At 71.4% G+C, this 14,521-nt stretch carries 12 protein-coding genes; 6 read left to right on the forward strand and 6 right to left on the reverse strand.

Translation table 11 applies throughout. The annotated features are described in order from the left end of the window. Positions 1 to 6: 6 nt before the first annotated feature. Positions 7 to 945, reverse strand: coding sequence for a substrate-binding periplasmic protein (locus tag ACFY0P_RS36405; RefSeq protein ID WP_388923142.1), 939 nt, complete (start codon positions 943 to 945; stop codon positions 7 to 9). A gap of 194 nt (positions 946 to 1,139) precedes the next feature. On the opposite strand from ACFY0P_RS36405, the gene ACFY0P_RS36410 reads away from it, so the two are divergent. Then, a complete protein-coding gene (locus tag ACFY0P_RS36410) occupies positions 1,140 to 2,345 on the forward strand; it encodes a CdaR family transcriptional regulator (RefSeq protein WP_388923145.1) in 1,206 nt (401 codons plus the stop codon). Positions 2,346 to 2,706: 361 nt separating this feature from the next. Here ACFY0P_RS36410 and ACFY0P_RS36415 read toward each other — a convergent pair whose 3' ends face one another. The 4 genes from ACFY0P_RS36415 to ACFY0P_RS36430 form a co-directional block, all read right to left on the reverse strand. Continuing rightward, positions 2,707 to 3,723 (reverse strand): aldose 1-epimerase, encoded by a 1,017-nt coding sequence (locus ACFY0P_RS36415; RefSeq protein ID WP_388923148.1) that lies wholly within the window; start codon positions 3,721 to 3,723, stop codon positions 2,707 to 2,709. Between the two features lie 16 nt (positions 3,724 to 3,739). Further along, positions 3,740 to 4,522, reverse strand: coding sequence for an ATP-binding cassette domain-containing protein (locus ACFY0P_RS36420; RefSeq protein WP_388923151.1), 783 nt, complete (start codon positions 4,520 to 4,522; stop codon positions 3,740 to 3,742). After that, positions 4,519 to 5,550 (reverse strand): ABC transporter permease, encoded by a 1,032-nt coding sequence (locus ACFY0P_RS36425; protein WP_388923154.1) that lies wholly within the window; start codon positions 5,548 to 5,550, stop codon positions 4,519 to 4,521. The genes ACFY0P_RS36420 and ACFY0P_RS36425 overlap by 4 nt, the downstream gene beginning before the upstream one ends. A gap of 107 nt (positions 5,551 to 5,657) precedes the next feature. Then, entirely contained in the window at positions 5,658 to 6,785 is a 1,128-nt protein-coding gene (locus ACFY0P_RS36430; protein WP_388923157.1) for a substrate-binding domain-containing protein, read from the reverse strand. A 149-nt stretch (positions 6,786 to 6,934) separates the two neighbouring features. On the opposite strand from ACFY0P_RS36430, the gene ACFY0P_RS36435 reads away from it, so the two are divergent. Together ACFY0P_RS36435 and ACFY0P_RS36440 are read left to right on the forward strand one after the other, a co-directional pair. Next, positions 6,935 to 7,993, forward strand: a complete 1,059-nt coding sequence (locus ACFY0P_RS36435; protein ID WP_388923160.1) for a LacI family DNA-binding transcriptional regulator — start codon at positions 6,935 to 6,937, stop codon at positions 7,991 to 7,993. Then, positions 7,986 to 9,059, forward strand: coding sequence for a carbohydrate kinase (locus tag ACFY0P_RS36440; protein ID WP_388923163.1), 1,074 nt, complete (start codon positions 7,986 to 7,988; stop codon positions 9,057 to 9,059). Before ACFY0P_RS36435 ends, ACFY0P_RS36440 begins: the two co-directional genes overlap by 8 nt. A gap of 234 nt (positions 9,060 to 9,293) precedes the next feature. Here the strand turns inward: ACFY0P_RS36440 and ACFY0P_RS36445 are convergent, their stop codons facing one another. Further along, positions 9,294 to 10,955: a hypothetical protein gene (locus ACFY0P_RS36445; protein WP_388923165.1), complete on the reverse strand. Its 1,662-nt coding sequence runs from the start codon at positions 10,953 to 10,955 to the stop codon at positions 9,294 to 9,296. A 372-nt stretch (positions 10,956 to 11,327) separates the two neighbouring features. Here ACFY0P_RS36445 and ACFY0P_RS36450 point away from each other — a divergent pair, with 372 nt between their 5' ends. Genes ACFY0P_RS36450 through ACFY0P_RS36460 form a run of 3 tightly spaced genes read left to right on the forward strand, consistent with a single transcriptional unit; the run spans position 11,328 to position 14,413 of the window. Beyond that, positions 11,328 to 12,050 carry a hypothetical protein gene (locus tag ACFY0P_RS36450; RefSeq protein ID WP_388923168.1) on the forward strand — a complete coding sequence of 241 codons (723 nt, stop codon included), beginning with the start codon at positions 11,328 to 11,330 and terminating at the stop codon, positions 12,048 to 12,050. A gap of 57 nt (positions 12,051 to 12,107) precedes the next feature. Continuing rightward, complete coding sequence (locus tag ACFY0P_RS36455; protein ID WP_388923171.1) at positions 12,108 to 13,718, forward strand: hypothetical protein; 1,611 nt, start codon at positions 12,108 to 12,110, stop codon at positions 13,716 to 13,718. 2 nt (positions 13,719 to 13,720) lie between these two features. Then, positions 13,721 to 14,413, forward strand: a complete 693-nt coding sequence (locus tag ACFY0P_RS36460; protein WP_388923174.1) for a TIR domain-containing protein — start codon at positions 13,721 to 13,723, stop codon at positions 14,411 to 14,413. The last annotated feature ends 108 nt before the right edge of the window (positions 14,414 to 14,521 follow it).

Here is a 14,521-nt window from a genome sequence, read left to right on the forward strand (position 1 = left end):
ATCCCCTCACTGGCCGATGGACGGCGGGGTCCAGTCCGCGGGCCGGTCGACGCCCCGGCGTGCGGTGGCCATGTCGGCCGAGGGCTTGAGGAACTGCTCGGGATCGCCGCCGTACTTCTTGATGAGCTTCGCCAGCTCGCCGTTCCGGTACATGGCGTCGATCTGCGCGGAGATCGCCTTCTCCAGCTTCGACTCCTGCTTGGGGAGGTAGAAGCCGGTCTGGTACGGCTGGAAGTAGGAGTAGGCGGGCTTGGCCTTGACCTGCGCGGCGGTGGGCGGGGTGAGGTACTCGGTGCTGATCTTCAGGTCCGGGCGTTGTTTCTCGGCCGCGATGATGAGCAGCGGGTCGAGGAAGCCGACGTCGACGCGGCCCGCGCCGAGGTCGTCGAAGACACCGTTGGCGTCCGGGTAGGCGTGCAGCTTGGCGCCGGGCACGGACTGGATCGACTTGACCCAGACGTAGCCCTCGACGGTGCCGAGGTTCAGGTTCTCCAGGTCGTCGACCGTCTTGTAGGTCTTGCCGTCGCGGACGGCCATCGCCGGGGGCGAGTAGTAGGGCGGGTCGGTGAACAGGCCCTGCTTCTGCCGGTCGGCGGACCAGGCGACCCCGCCGATGGTGATGTCGACCCGGCGGGACTGCACCCCGGCGAGCATGCCGGCGAAGTCCGTCACCTGCGGTTTGACCTCCAGGCCCAGCTTCTTGGCCGCGTAGGCGAGGATGTCGCCGTCCAGGCCGACGATCTTGCCTCCCTGGACGGTGGTGTACGGCGCGTACGGCTCGACGGCGACCTTGATGACGCCGGGCGTGAGGGTGCCCAGCGCGGCGGTCTTCGCGGAGACGTTCTTCGGAGCGTCGTCACCGCCCGAGCCGCAGGCGGCAACGGAGGAAAGCAGGAGGAATGTTGACAAAGAGGCGGCGATGGAGCGCACACGGATCATCGGCATGAGCCTTCCGTTCCGGCTGAGGGAACCCGCCGTTCACCGCGTTGTGCCCCCGGCGGGGAGGTGATTGGGGCCATACGCTAAGGAGCGGCCCGTCGTACGTCACCGGTCACTTCGTACACAGTTGTGGCTGGAATCGTTCCCCTCCCTGTACGGTGCGTCCAAGCCCGGCCCGCCCCGCGACGGGAGGAACGCCCGTGCTGAGCCCGTCACTCGCGCAGGAGATCGCCGGGGACACCTCCGCCGTCATCGGCTTCAACGTGCTGATCACCGATGCGGAGGGCATGGTCATCGGCAGCGGCGACAGCAGCCGCGTCGGCACCTTCCACGAGGCGTCCGTGCAGGTCGTCCGCACCCAGGAGGCCGCCACGCACGACGCGTCCCAGGCTCAGCAGCTCCGTGGCGTGCGCCCCGGCATGACCCTGCCGCTGATCGCGGGCGGGCAGGCGGTGGGGACCGTCGGGATCACCGGGACGCCGACCCAGGTCCGGCGGTTCGGGCTGCTGGTGAAGCGGCAGACGGAGATCCTGCTGCGGGAGTCCGTGATGCTGCGCTCCCGGCTGCTGGCCGAGCGCGCGGGCGAGAAGCTGCTGGCCGACATCGCCGCCTACGATCCCGAGGTCGTCGAGGGCGACTTCCTCGTGTTCCGGGCCGCCGAACTCGGCTTCGACCTGCGGCTGCGGCGGGTCGCGGTGGCGTTCGAGGTGACCGTGCCCGCCGCGGCCGCCCATCGCCAGGGCGCCCCCACCCTGGCACTGGTCCGTTCCGAACTGCTCCGCACCGTGGGCGAGGTCTTCGCCGACCCCCAGGACATCATCGCCACCACGGCCCCCGGCTGGATCGGCGTCCTGCACCGGCTGCCGGCCGGCGGCTCCACGGAGTCCCTGGCCGCCGACTGCCGCCGCGTCACCGACGTCATCGCCGCCCAGGACGGCCTGGCCGCCCGTGCGGGCATCGGCGAGCCGGCCACCTCCGTCGGCGGGCTGCACGACTCCTACCAGGACGCGTGCGAGGCGCTGCGCCTCGGTACCCGCGTGGCGGGCGGTGCCGCCGTCCACCTCATCACCGATCTGCGGGTCCACCAGATGCTGACCGCGGTGAGCCAGTCCGCCCGCAACCGCCTGCTCGACCTCACCACCGCGGACCTGCGCGCCCAACCGGACTGGCCGGCGCTCCGCGACACGATCACGGCCTGGTGCGAGAACGGGTTCAACCTCGTCAGGGCCTCCGCGGCCCTGCACGTCCACCGCAACACCGTCGTCTACCGGATGAACAAGATCGAGCAGATCACCGGCCGCCCCCTGCGCGAGCACCGGACCACCATGGCGCTCTACCTCGCCTGCCTGGCGGACCAGTTGGGCGGCGCCGCCCCCGCCGTACGGCGGGGGCGCAGGGGGCTCTGAGTGAGACCCCCCGCCGGCCGGGGTCCATTCGCCGCGTACGGCGGGGGCCACCGGCCGACGGTCCGGACGCCTGGTCATGGCGTGCGCGGGCGTGCCGGATGTCGTCGGTCGCCGACGAGCTTGCGCTGAGCGAGGGCGCCGCAGCAGCGCCTGAGCCCGAGTCTTGGGCGCTCTCCGTTCAAAGCGAGGCGGTGCTGCCTGACCGGTCGTGGTGGAACGCGGAGCCCGGGGCCCGGGGCCCGGGGCCGGGTTGCCGGTCGTGCGACGGTCGCCGGCAGCTGTGAAGGCATCCTCGGCGGTGCCTGCTTCGCCCTGATGACGGGTGCGGCAGTGCCGGGCCGAGTGCAGCGTCCTCGCGACGTCACCTGATCGCAGGAGCCGTGTACCTGACGCCGAAGGCGAACGTGCGGCTTCGGCCGGGTTCGAGGGCGAGGGCGGCCGCGTGTTCCGCGCGGTTGAAGGCGTTGGTCATCGTCTCGACGGGTTCGAGGGCGATGGAGGCGCGGCGGTCGCGGGCCAGGGTGTCACCGGTGAAGACGTGCAGGTAGCCGTTGTGCTGCCAGACGCGCAGTTCCTCGCCGGTCGCCGGGTCGGTCAGTACCGTCTCGATCCGACCGTTGGGGCCGGGGGTGAGGTCCGCGTAGCAGGCGTCGACGACCGCGTCGCCCAGTCGTCTCGGCGTGCGGAAGTCCATGGTGGGGCGGTCGTCCAGGGGGAGCCGGGCGTCCTCGCCGGGCAGGGGGATGAGGGATGCGTCGGTGCGGATCAGGGTGTGCGCGGGGATGTGCAGGGTCAGGTCGTCGATGGGACGGGACAGGGCGAAGTAGGGGTGCCAGCCCGCCGCGTAGGGGGCGGTGGTGTCGCCCACGTTCGTCGCGCGGATGCCGACGCTCAACTCGTCGGCGGTGAGGGTGTATTCGACGGTGAGGTCGAGGGCGAAGGGGTAGCCGGGGTAGGTGCCCGGCCGGATGCTCGTGGTGTGCAGGAGCAGGCGGGCGGAGTCGGGTGCCGTGGTGGCGTGGGCGAGTTCGAAGGGGGTCTCGCGGGCGAAGCCGTGGTAGATCAGCCGGTCGCCGTCGGCGCCCGGGAGCAGGTCGTGGTCGTGGCCGTCGTAGTGGTAGCGGGCGTCGGCTACGCGGTTGGGGAAGGGGGCCAGCAGGCCGGCGCGTACGCCGTCCTGGGAGAGGAGTTCCTTCTCGTCCCGGTAGCCGTCGGTCAGTTCCGCGCGGCGGCCGGTCGCTTTGCTGCCGACCTGCCAGCTCAGCAGCGTCGCACCGCGCAGGGCGAGCACGGCGCATGCCGAGTCGTCCGGTGCGGAGACGACGAGGGTGGGTTCGCCGCCGAGGCGGCTCTCGGTGATCCGGTACTCGGCGGTCACTCCCGTGCCGTTCCCTTCAACTCGCTTCGGGTGCGAGCTTCTTCGCGCCCGTCATGATGGCCACCGCGTCCTCCATGGAGTGCGACTCGGGGGTGATGACACCGGCGCAGGCGCCGAGGCGCTGGATGTGGATGCGGTCGGCGACCTCGAAGACGTTGGGCATGTTGTGGCTGATGAGGATGACGCCGAGGCCCTGGTCGCGCAGGTCGCGGACGAGTTTGAGGACCTGGCCGGTCTCACGGACGCCGAGCGCGGCGGTGGGCTCGTCGAGGATCACCACCCGGCCGCCGAAGGCCGCGGTGCGGGCGACGGCCACGGACTGGCGCTGGCCGCCGGAGAGGGTCTCCACGGCCTGGTTGATGTTCTGCAGGGTGCCGATGCCGAGCCGTTTGATGTGATCGGCGGCCTGCTTCTTCATCTCGCCGGTGTCGAGCATGCGGAACACCGAGCCGAGAACCCCCTTGCGGCGGATCTCGCGGGCGAGGAAGAGGTTGCTGGCGATGTCCAGGGCGGGGGCGACGGCGAGGGTCTGGTACACGGTCTCGATGCCGGCGTCGCGGGCGTCCTGGGGACGCTTGAAATGCACCTCCTTGCCGTCGACCAGGATGCTGCCCTGGTCCGGGACGAGGGCGCCGGAGAGGCACTTGATCAGGGTGGACTTGCCGGCGCCGTTGTCGCCGATGACGGCGAGGACCTCGCCGGGGTGGAGGGTGAGGTCGACGCTGTTCAGGCCGACGACCCGGCCGAAGAGCTTGACCAGGCCCTTGGCTTCGAGAACGGGGGTGGTGGCGGTCGTCACGACTTCACACTCCGGATCCACTGGTCGACGGAGACAGCCGCGATCACCAGGATGCCGACTGCGAGGACTTGGTAGTTGGGGTCGATGCCGGCCAGCGCGAGACCGTTGACGAAGACCTGGACGATGAGCGCGCCGATCAGCGAGCCGAAGACCACCCCGCGGCCGCCGAAGAGGCTGGTGCCGCCGATCACCACGGCGGTGATGGACTGCAGGTTGGCGTTGAGACCGCTGTTGGGGTCCCCGCCACCGACCCGGCCGACCAGGATCCAGGCGCCCACGGCGATGGCGAAACCGCCCACCATGTAGGCGCTGAGCAGCACCCGGTTGACGGAGATGCCGGCCAGCCGGGCGGCCTCGACGTCGTCGCCGACCGCGTAGAGGTGGCGGCCCCAGGCCGTGTAGCGCAGGGCGTAGCCGATCACCGCGTACAGGGCGATCATGAGGAGGACGCCGTACGTGAGGTTCAGCTGCCCGAGGGAGACGGTCTGGCCGCTCCACAGCAGGATGTTGCCCGGCTGCAGGGCGACGGTCTGGCCCTTGGCGTAGATGAGGGTGATGGCGGTGAAGACGCTGAGGGTGCCGAGGGTGACGATGAACGGCGGCAGCTTGATCTTGGTCACCAGCAAGCCGTTGACGGCCTGGGCGGCTATCGCGACGACCGCTCCGGCCAGCAGGGCGAACACGCCGGGCCAGTGGTTGTCCGCGACGAGCTTCGACATGAGCAGCGAGGAGAGCACCATCACCGCGCCGATCGACAGGTCGATGCCGGCGGTGAGGATGATGACCGTCTGGCCGACGGCGAGCGACCCGATGACGGCCACCTGCTGGGCGACCAGCGAGAGGTTCTGCAACGCGTAGAAGCGCTCGTTCACCAGGGAGAACACCACGGCGGCGAGCACCAGGACGATGGCCGGACTGAGGGCCGGCTGGCGGTGCAGCACCGAGTGGATGCGCTGGCTGAGGGTGGCGGGCCTGTTGAGGAACTCCTCCGCCGGTGCCGGTGTGGCTTTGTCCACGTGGGTGGTCACAGGGGGTCCTTCCGGTGTTTTCCCTGGTACGGGCTCATGGGCTCGTGGGGTACGGGTGCGACGCCGGTGCCGTCACGACGGTCCGCGGCGCCGCACCCGGCGGGGTGTCAGCTGCCCCAGCAGGCGGAGGTGGCCTGGGAGGGGGACTGCACGGTCAGGCCGTCCAGGGACTTGGCGGCGACGAGGGCGGTACCGGTGTCGTAGAAGGACTTGCCGTTGGTCACGCTGGGCTTGCTGCCGCCGCGGGCCAGCTTGGCGATCGAGCTGACGCCGAGAGCCGCCATCTTGCCCGGGTACTGCACCGCGTCGGCGGCGAACTCACCGCTGGTGACGTTCTTCAGGCCGGAGCAGCTGCCGTCGATCGCGTAGATCGCGGCCTGCTTCTCCTTGCCGGCCGCCTTCAGCGCGTTGTACGCGCCCTCGCCGGCGGGCTCGTTGATCGCGTATACGACGTTGATGTCCGGGTTGGCCGACAGGCAGTTCTCCATCGCGGTGCGCCCCCCGTCGATGGCGCCCTGGGTCGGCTGGTGACAGACGACCTTGTACGTGCCGCCCTTGCCGCCGGTGTACCTGCCGGACTTGGCTTCCTTGCCGTTCTCGGTCTTGCTGCCCGGGTCGATGCCCATGCCCTCCAGGAAGCCGTGGTCGCGGTTGATGTCCACGGAGACGACCTGGTTGTTGAACAGGTCGAGCATGGCGATGACGGCCGGCTTGCCATCGAGGGCCGCCGCCGCGTACTGGCCGATGAGCTTGCCGGCCTGCTCGTTGTCGGTGGCGTAGGTGATGTCCGCGGTGCTGGCCGGGTTCGGCGCGGTGTCCAGTGCGATCACGAACAGACCGGCCTGCTTGGCCCGGCCGAGGGCGGCGTTCACGGCGTCGCCGTTGGTGGTGATGAGGATGCCCTTGTCGCCACGGGCTATCGCGTTGTCGATGGCGGTGATCTGGGTCTGGGTGTCGCCGTCGCTGGTGCCCGCCGCCACCGTGAGACCCACGTTGTCCTTGGCGGCCTGGGCCTTGGCGTCCTTCTCCATGCTCACGAAGTACGGATTGGTGAGCGTCTTGAGGATCAGCGAGACACCCACTTTGTCGCCGCTGCCCGAGGCGGACGAGGAAGAGCTCCCGTTGGAAGAACCGCAGGCCGCGAGCGTCGCGCCGAGGCAGACCGTGACGCCGATCGCCGCCGCCCGGGTACGCCGGCCGGCGCGGCTCGACAGGTGACTGGTGGAGAAGTTCATGGCTCGATCCCTTTCGGATCCGTCCCTTGGCCGACGCTGAGACAACGTTGACTGGGCGAGATACTGGGCCTGTATGGACGAGCGCGTCAAGACGCTGATAAACATGCGTCGGCAACGAGTAGGTAACGTGAATCCGGTTGGAGACAACGATGACTCAGGGCGAGGCACCGCCCCGGTCCACCCGTAGCCGCCCCACCATGCGTGAGGTCGCGGCGCTGGCCGGAGTCGCCATCAAGACGGTCTCGCGCGTGTTCAACGGCGTCCCGACCGTCGATCCCGCGATCGTCGCCAGGGTCCGCGAGGCCGCCGACCAACTGGGCTACCGTCCCAACCTCACCGCGAGCAGTCTGCGCCGCGGCGACGGTCGTACCGCCACCATCGGCATGCTCGTCGAGGACGCCGCGAACCCCTTCTCGGCCGCGCTGACCCGGACCGTCGAGAACGTGGCCCGGGACCGCGGAGTCCTGGTGCTGGTCGGCAGCGTGGACGAGGACCCGGCGCGGGAACGGGAACTGGCCCAGGCACTCGTGGACCGCCGGGTGGACGGGCTCGTCATCGTCCCGGCGGGACGCGACCAGAGCTACCTGATCAGCGAACAGCGCTCCGGCACCCGCATGGTCTTCGTCGACCGCGAGGCCGGTCTCCTGGACGCGGACGCAGTCGTCTCCGACAACCGGCAGGGCGCCATCACCGCCGTCAACCACCTGCTCAAGGCCGGTCATCGCCGGATCGCCTACCTCGGCGACCGCGCCTCCATCCCGACCGCCGCCCAGCGCTTCGAGGGCTACCGGCACGCGCTGGAGGTCGCGCACCTCACGTACGACGACGAGATCGTGCGGCAGGTGCCGGCCAGCGAAGAGGCCGCCGTGGCCGCCACCGAGGAGCTGCTGGAGCTGGCGGATCCGCCCACGGCGCTTTTCACCAGCCAGAACCTGGTCACCATAGGCGCCCTGCGCGCCCTGCGCGCCCTCGGGCTGCAGCACACCGTCGCCCACGTGGGCTTCGACGACTTCCCGTTGGCCGACATCCTCGACCCGGGCATCTCCGTCATCGCCCAGAACGTCGAGGAGGTGGGCAGAACCGCCGCCGAGATTCTCTTCCGCCGCCTGGACGGCGACGAATCGCCCACCCGCACCGTCACCGTGCCGACCCGGCTGATCGAGCGGGGCTCCGGCGAGATCCCGGCCGAAGGACCCCGCCATGACTGAAGCCGTACCAGCCGCGGCACAGCCCCCGGCCGTGACCGTGATCGGTGAAGCCCTCATCGATCTGGTCCAGCTCGACGCCCCCGGCGACTACCGCGCCCAGCCCGGCGGCAGCCCGTTCAACGTCGCCATCGGCCTCGCCCGGCTCGGCCACCGCACCGCGCTCATGGCACGGCTGGCCGACAACACCTTCGGCCGACTGCTGCGCGCGCATGCCGCCGCCGAGGGCGTCGACCTGACCCGCGCACCGGCGGCCACCGAACCGACCACGCTCGCCGTGGTCTCCATGGACGCGGAAGGGCGCGCGAGTTACGACTTCTACCTGGACGGCACCGCGGACTGGCAGTGGAGCGAGACGGAGACCGCCCTCGCCCCCCGGGACACGGCCGTACTGCACTTCGGTTCGGTCGCCTCCTGGACGCCGCCGGCCGACCGGCACATCCACTCCGTGGCCCGACGCCTGCGCGCCGAGGGTACGACGCTGATCAGCTACGACCCCAACGTCCGCCCCGCCCTCCTCGGCGACCCGGAGCGCGGCAGGCAGGCCGTCGAACGGGGCGTCGGCACCGCCCACCTCGTCAAGGCCAGCCGCGAGGACGTCGAGTGGCTCTACCCGGACACGCCGATCGAGAAGATCGCCGCCCGCTGGCTGGAGCTCGGCGCACTCCTCGTCGTCCTCACCGACGGTCCCGACGGCGCCCATGTCTTCCACGCAGGTGCGGGGAGCCTGAGCCGTCCCGGGCGGAAGGTCGCGGTGGTGGACACCGTCGGCGCGGGCGACGCGTTCACTGCGGGGCTGCTGGGCGCGCTGACCCGCCACGGACTGCACAGCCCCTGCACGCTGGCCGCGGCCGAGCCGGGCGTGCTGCGGATCGCCGTGGACGACGCGATCCTCGTCTCGGCGCTGACCTGCGAACGCCTGGGCGCCGACCCGCCCACCGCCCTGCCCCGCCCCGCGCCGTCTGCCCAGGCGCCCCTGGAGGCGACGGACCTGACGTTCCCCGACGCCAACCGCCGTACGGGCCCGGACGGTTCGGCGCCGCGGCCGACGCAGCCGGCCGAGAGCTGACGCCGACGGACGCGGTTGTGCCCGCCCAGGGGTGCCGCCGGGTGCCGGAGCACCGGGCGGCACGGTCACACATCCGACGGCCACGGCGAGCGCACGGACGCAGTCGCGGAGCTCGCGCCCACCTGCCCGCCGTCGCCACACCCCCCACCGCACCCGAGCCGCTCGTGGCGTCGTCGGCAGCCGCCGCCCACCCGGTCGCCGGCGTCAGCGTGCCGGGCCCCGCGGCTCAGTTGGTCAGCCGGTCGTCGGTGGGGCGGTGGCCGTGAGGGTGACCGGTCCGCCGGGCATCGGCCGGCTGCCGCTGCCGGGCAGGCCGTAGCTCACCGTCTGGTAGCCCTGGTCCTGGAGCCGGAAACCGATGGTGTACGCGCCGGGTGCGGTGCCCTGCGGCAGCGTGAAGTACTCGTCGATCGGGCCCGAGAAGGTGGTGGACACGCCACCGGACTGGATCGGATAGGTGTGCCCGGAGGCGTCGACCAGGTACAGGTCGAGGCCGTTCACCCCGGCGGTGGAGGCGGACACGTCGATCGTCAGCTTGATCCATGTCTGGGTGTCGTCGGCCGCGACCGAGTCCGGGGAGATCGTGACCGCGTCCACCGTGGGCAGCACGGTGTCAGGGAGGTTGGTCAGCGTGGCATCGATGTCAGGGGCGCCCAACGACGAGCCGTACACGGCCTGGTCGCCGTTTCCGTCGGTGATGATCACACCCGTGAGCCGGCAGCTGAACCGGCGCGGCAGCCCGCGCACCGGCACGGTGACCGTGCCGTCGGCCTGCACGGTCGGGGTGGTGGACAGCTGGGTGCACTCGTTGGCGTTGTCTCCCCAGTTCGTCAGCTGGACGGAGCTGATCCCGCCCACGGCGCCGGACGGCCGCAGGGACAGCTGTGCGGTCGGGACGGGCGAGTGCCAGCTGTCGATCTGGTTCGGGGTGAACGCGAAGCCGCTCGCCGACAGCACGCTGTCGGAGGTCACGTGCACCGCGGCTTCGGACAGCCCGGTGTAGGCGTGGGTGACTCCGGCGTTGCTGGTCAGGTCCACCTCGGCGACCTTCCAGTCGCCCTCCGGCAGGCCGGCCGGCAGCGACAGGGACACGGCGCAGTCGAGGACCTGCCGCTGCATCCAGTCGATGTAGCCGCAGCCCTGGTAGCCCTCGCTCCAGTCCCAGCCGATGGCGAAGGATCCACGGGCGGTACGGCCGCCCGGACCGGTGACCACGACCGTTCCGCCGTACACGCCGGACCTGCTCTCCTGGCTGTCGAGCTGGTACCGCAGCGTGGCCCCTTGGCCGGGGGCTTCGTAGACGGTGGCCTGCGTGCCCTGCGCCAGGGCGACCTGGTCGAGGCTCGGGTAGCCCTGGTCCGCCGTCGTTCTGGCCGTGAAGCTGCGCGGGAACGCGGACAGTCGGGGCGCGGTCCAGTCGAGCGAGTCTCCTGCGCCGTCTCCACCCTTGATCTCGGAGACCGCCCAGGTCGTCTTCGTCGTGGCCCCGTACTGCGGGACGGCGATGGTCCATGCGTACGTGGCGGAGGCGGGGGTGGCGCCGTCCTTGACGGTGACGCCGTCGGACGGTGAACCCTGGGAGTCGAAATTCACGGCGAGTTCGGTGCCGATGTAGGCGCCGGTCTTCGGGTTCATCCGGCGGATGTGGACGTCACCGCCGAAGCCGGAGGCGGCCGGGTTGGACGAGGTCATCGTCCAGTCCAGTTCGATGGTGGCCGAGCCCGAGGTGGCATCGACCGACCTGGTACTGAACGACAGTGCCGAGACGGCCATCGTCGACGCGGTGTCCGGCGTCGCCACGTGGTGCCGCGTCGCGGCGAACCCGGGGACCGCGCTCAGCACGCACGCGACCCCCGCTGCCGTCATCGACGCCGGCAGGCGTCTGAGTCTGATCACTCTCTTCTCCCTTTCGGATGGTGTTGTGCCAGGTCACTAGACACCAACTCCCCTGCTCCGGCAACGCAGTTAAGGCGACCACCGGACGCGCAGGCGGCGTCCGGCGCGATGGGGTGGCCGGTGGCCGGATCCGGAGTGGGTACGGCGGCGGACGGGGAGTTCTCTTGTGCGTGGGGCGCGGGCGGCGGACCCGGCGCCCGAAGGGCTCCGCAGCGGGCCGGAAGCGGATCGGAAGCAGATCGGTTCTGGCCACGGAAGCGGTGGCGCTGGTCACCTCGTAGGTGTCAACCGCCTTGTCGCGCCCCGCTGTTCACCGCCGTGAGGGCGGCCGGGGCGGGGCGCGGTGCACTGCCGTCACCGCTGGAGAACCCCATGACCGATGCAGAGCCGACGCCGCCCGCCGGGCGTCCCGACCCGCTGTCCACCCATCGCGCGCCGCCGTCCTACCCCGCCCCGGGCCTCATACCGCCGGGCGGCCCCGCCCGCACCTGGGGGCTCGTGGTCATCGCCACGCCCCTGCTGCTCGCCGTGCTCCTGGCCCTGATCGGCGGCCTGGCCGGGGGGTCGTCCGGGTCGTCGTCCGGGGTGTCCGGCTCCGGCGCCGACTCCGGGTTCTTCGGCTCGGGCGCCTCCGGCTCGGACAGCACCGGCACGGCCGGTGCGGACGACCAGCCGGTCTACACCGACCCGACGACGGCGTCCGCATGGCCGTACGACGACACCGGCACCCCGGGGGCGACCGCGTCCGACGGCTACTACGGCGACCCGACGGACACCGCCACCGCCACTGCGAGCGCGACCGCGACCGGCGGACCCGGCGACGTCGTCACCGCCTACTTCGCGGCGATCAGCTCCCGCGACTACCGCACCGCCTGGGCCCTCGGCGGCAAGAACCTCGACTCCAGCTACGACAGCTTCGTCTCGGGCTACGCCACCACCGAGCAGGACACCGTCACCGTCGAGTCCGTGGCGGGCGACGAGGTGCAGGTGGCCCTCGAGGCCCTGCAGACGGACGGCACGACGAAGTCGTACGACGCCACGTACACCGTCCAGGACGGCGTGATCACCAGCGGCACGGCCACCCAGACCGGCTGACACCCACCGGGGCGTGCCCGCAGGGGTGCGCCCGCACGAGCGGAGCGCTGAACCACCATGGCAACAGAAGTACTCGACCCCAGTCCTCCGAGCCCGGCACCGCAGGAGCCGCCGGAGCCCCGCGCCTACGCACGCACCAGAGCCACCCGGCTGCTGTCCGCCGGCGCCTACCTCCATCCCGGCTACCGGCGCACCGTCATCCGGGAACTGCTCCGCAGGCGGTGGCGGGTCGTCGCGCCCTCCTACGGCTACGACGCCGTGTCGGTCCTCGCCCACGCCCTCGCCGCGCGCCGGCTGCGCCGCATCCAGTGGGCCGTCGCGGCCGGCGTGGACTTCGCGGTCTTCCTGCTGCTCACCAACGGGGTGCTCAACCCGTTCCTCGGCGTGGTCCTGCTGTGCTGGGTGCCGTGGGCGGCGGCCTATCTGCGCCGGATCGTCACCCTGCACGTCCTGATGACCCGGTTGCGGGAGAGCGGCCCCGACGGCGGCTTCGACGGCGCCTGCCCGGCGCACGCCAGGCTGACCGACGCCCTCGCCCGCAAGATCGACCACGAGCAGGCCGGCCGCAGCGGACTGGTCTTCTACGGCGGCTACCGGCCCTTCGTCGGCGCGGGTCTGCCGCTGCGCGACTGGTCCAACGCGCAGTTGCTGCTCGGCGCCCCGAAGACCCGGATCATGGCGCGCAAGAGCGCGGACGGCACCCCGCCCGACCTCGACACCGTCGAGCGCAGGCAGGTCGTCCCGTTCACCGTGCACGACATCACCAGCCAGGTCGCCGCCCGGCTGGCCGCCGATCTGCGCGACGAGCCCCGCCCCGACGAGCGGATCGAGGGGCTGACCGTCGAGCAGCGCCGTTTCACCACCGCGATCCGCACCAACGACCGCACCACCGGCGCCGGCTGGTCCGACCTGCCCGGCGCGGACGACCTGCCCGACATCCACTGGCGGGAGGACTACGACGCGGCCCGCGAGTACCTGTGCGTGCGCGTCGGGTCGTGGAACGAGGAGCTGGTGACCTCGATCTTCGTCGGGTTCGACATCAAGGGCAACACGCTGCACACCGAGTTCTACACCTATGTGCTCGCCCCGCTCGTGGCGGACTTCCACCTCGTGGACCAGCTGCCCGCCGCCGTCGACGCGCGGCTGGCGGTGCGGGTGGCGTGGGACATGTTCACGGCCGCGGTGCGCTGGTGGATGTCGCTGTGGATGTGGCCGCTGCTGCTGGTCCCGGAGCGGTTCCTGCCGACGTGGGCGGCCCGGTGGACAGAGCCCTGGCGGGTCAGCAGGGCCAGGCGGGCCGCGGTCGCGCTGCTGCTCTCGGACCGCACGACGGACACCAGCGAGTTCCGGATCGGCCGTTACGTCAACCGCTGGCGCAACTGCGGTGCGCTGGCCAGCGTCCGGGAACTGGCCACCAGCGAGACGTACCACCACTTCTTCCAGCAGTCCGACGCGGTGAAGTACATGCAGATCGTCGAGCGCCGGCTGCTCGAGAACATCGGCGCGTTCCTCCACGAGCACGACGTGGACCTCGAGGAGCACAACCGCGCGCAGACCAACATCCTGCTGGGCGACAACAGCCAGAACTTCTTCGGCGGCCAGCAGAGCAACTTCGGCTACAACTACCAGCCGTCCAGCGGCGGTTCATCAGGAAAAGCGGGGACGTGACCATGAGCCAGGGAAACACCGGCGGCGACAACAGCCAGAACTTCTTCGGCGGCCGGCAGAGCGGGTTCGGCTACAACGTCTACAACACCCCGCAGGAGGACCGGCAGTCCGCCGAGGAGGAGGCGGCGCGCGCCGCCCAGGCCCGCGCCACCTACGGCCGCAGCCGCAGCGTCTTCGTCGTGCACGGCCGCGACGAGGAGGTGCGTACGGCGATGTTCGGGCTGCTGCGCCGGCTCGACCTGCGCCCGCTGGAGTGGGAGCGGCTGGTGCGGAGCACCGGGGGGACCGCGCCGTTCCTCGGCGAGGTCATCGAGAAGGCGCTGTCGCAGGCGCAGGCGGCGCTCGTGCTGCTCACCCCGGACGACGTCGCCAAGCTCCACCCGCACCTGCTGGGCGACAACGAGCCCTCCTACGAGACCCAGCTGACCGGCCAGCCCCGCCAGAACGTGCTGATCGAGCTCGGCATGGCGCTGATGGCCTACCCGGAGCGGACGATCATCGTGGAGGTCGGCCAGGTGCGGCCCGCCGCGGATCTCGGGGGCCGCAACGTGATCCGCTTCGACGGCTCCGAGACCGCCGTCTCGAAGATCGTCGAACGGCTCAAGGGCGCCGAGTGCGACCTCGACGACACCCGGCCGGACTGGCGTGACACCTCGTACTTCGAGAACCTGGCGGCCTATCGCCGACTGGCCTGACGGACCGTGCCGGAGGGGGGGGGGGGGGGGGGGGGGGCCCCCCCCCCCCCCCCCCCCGCCCCCCCCCCCCCCCCCCCCCCCCCCCCCCCCCCCCCCCCCCCCCCCCCC

Origin of the sequence: Streptomyces sp. NPDC001714 (assembly GCF_042892755.1) — a bacterium.
Lineage (GTDB): Bacteria > Actinomycetota > Actinomycetes > Streptomycetales > Streptomycetaceae > Streptomyces.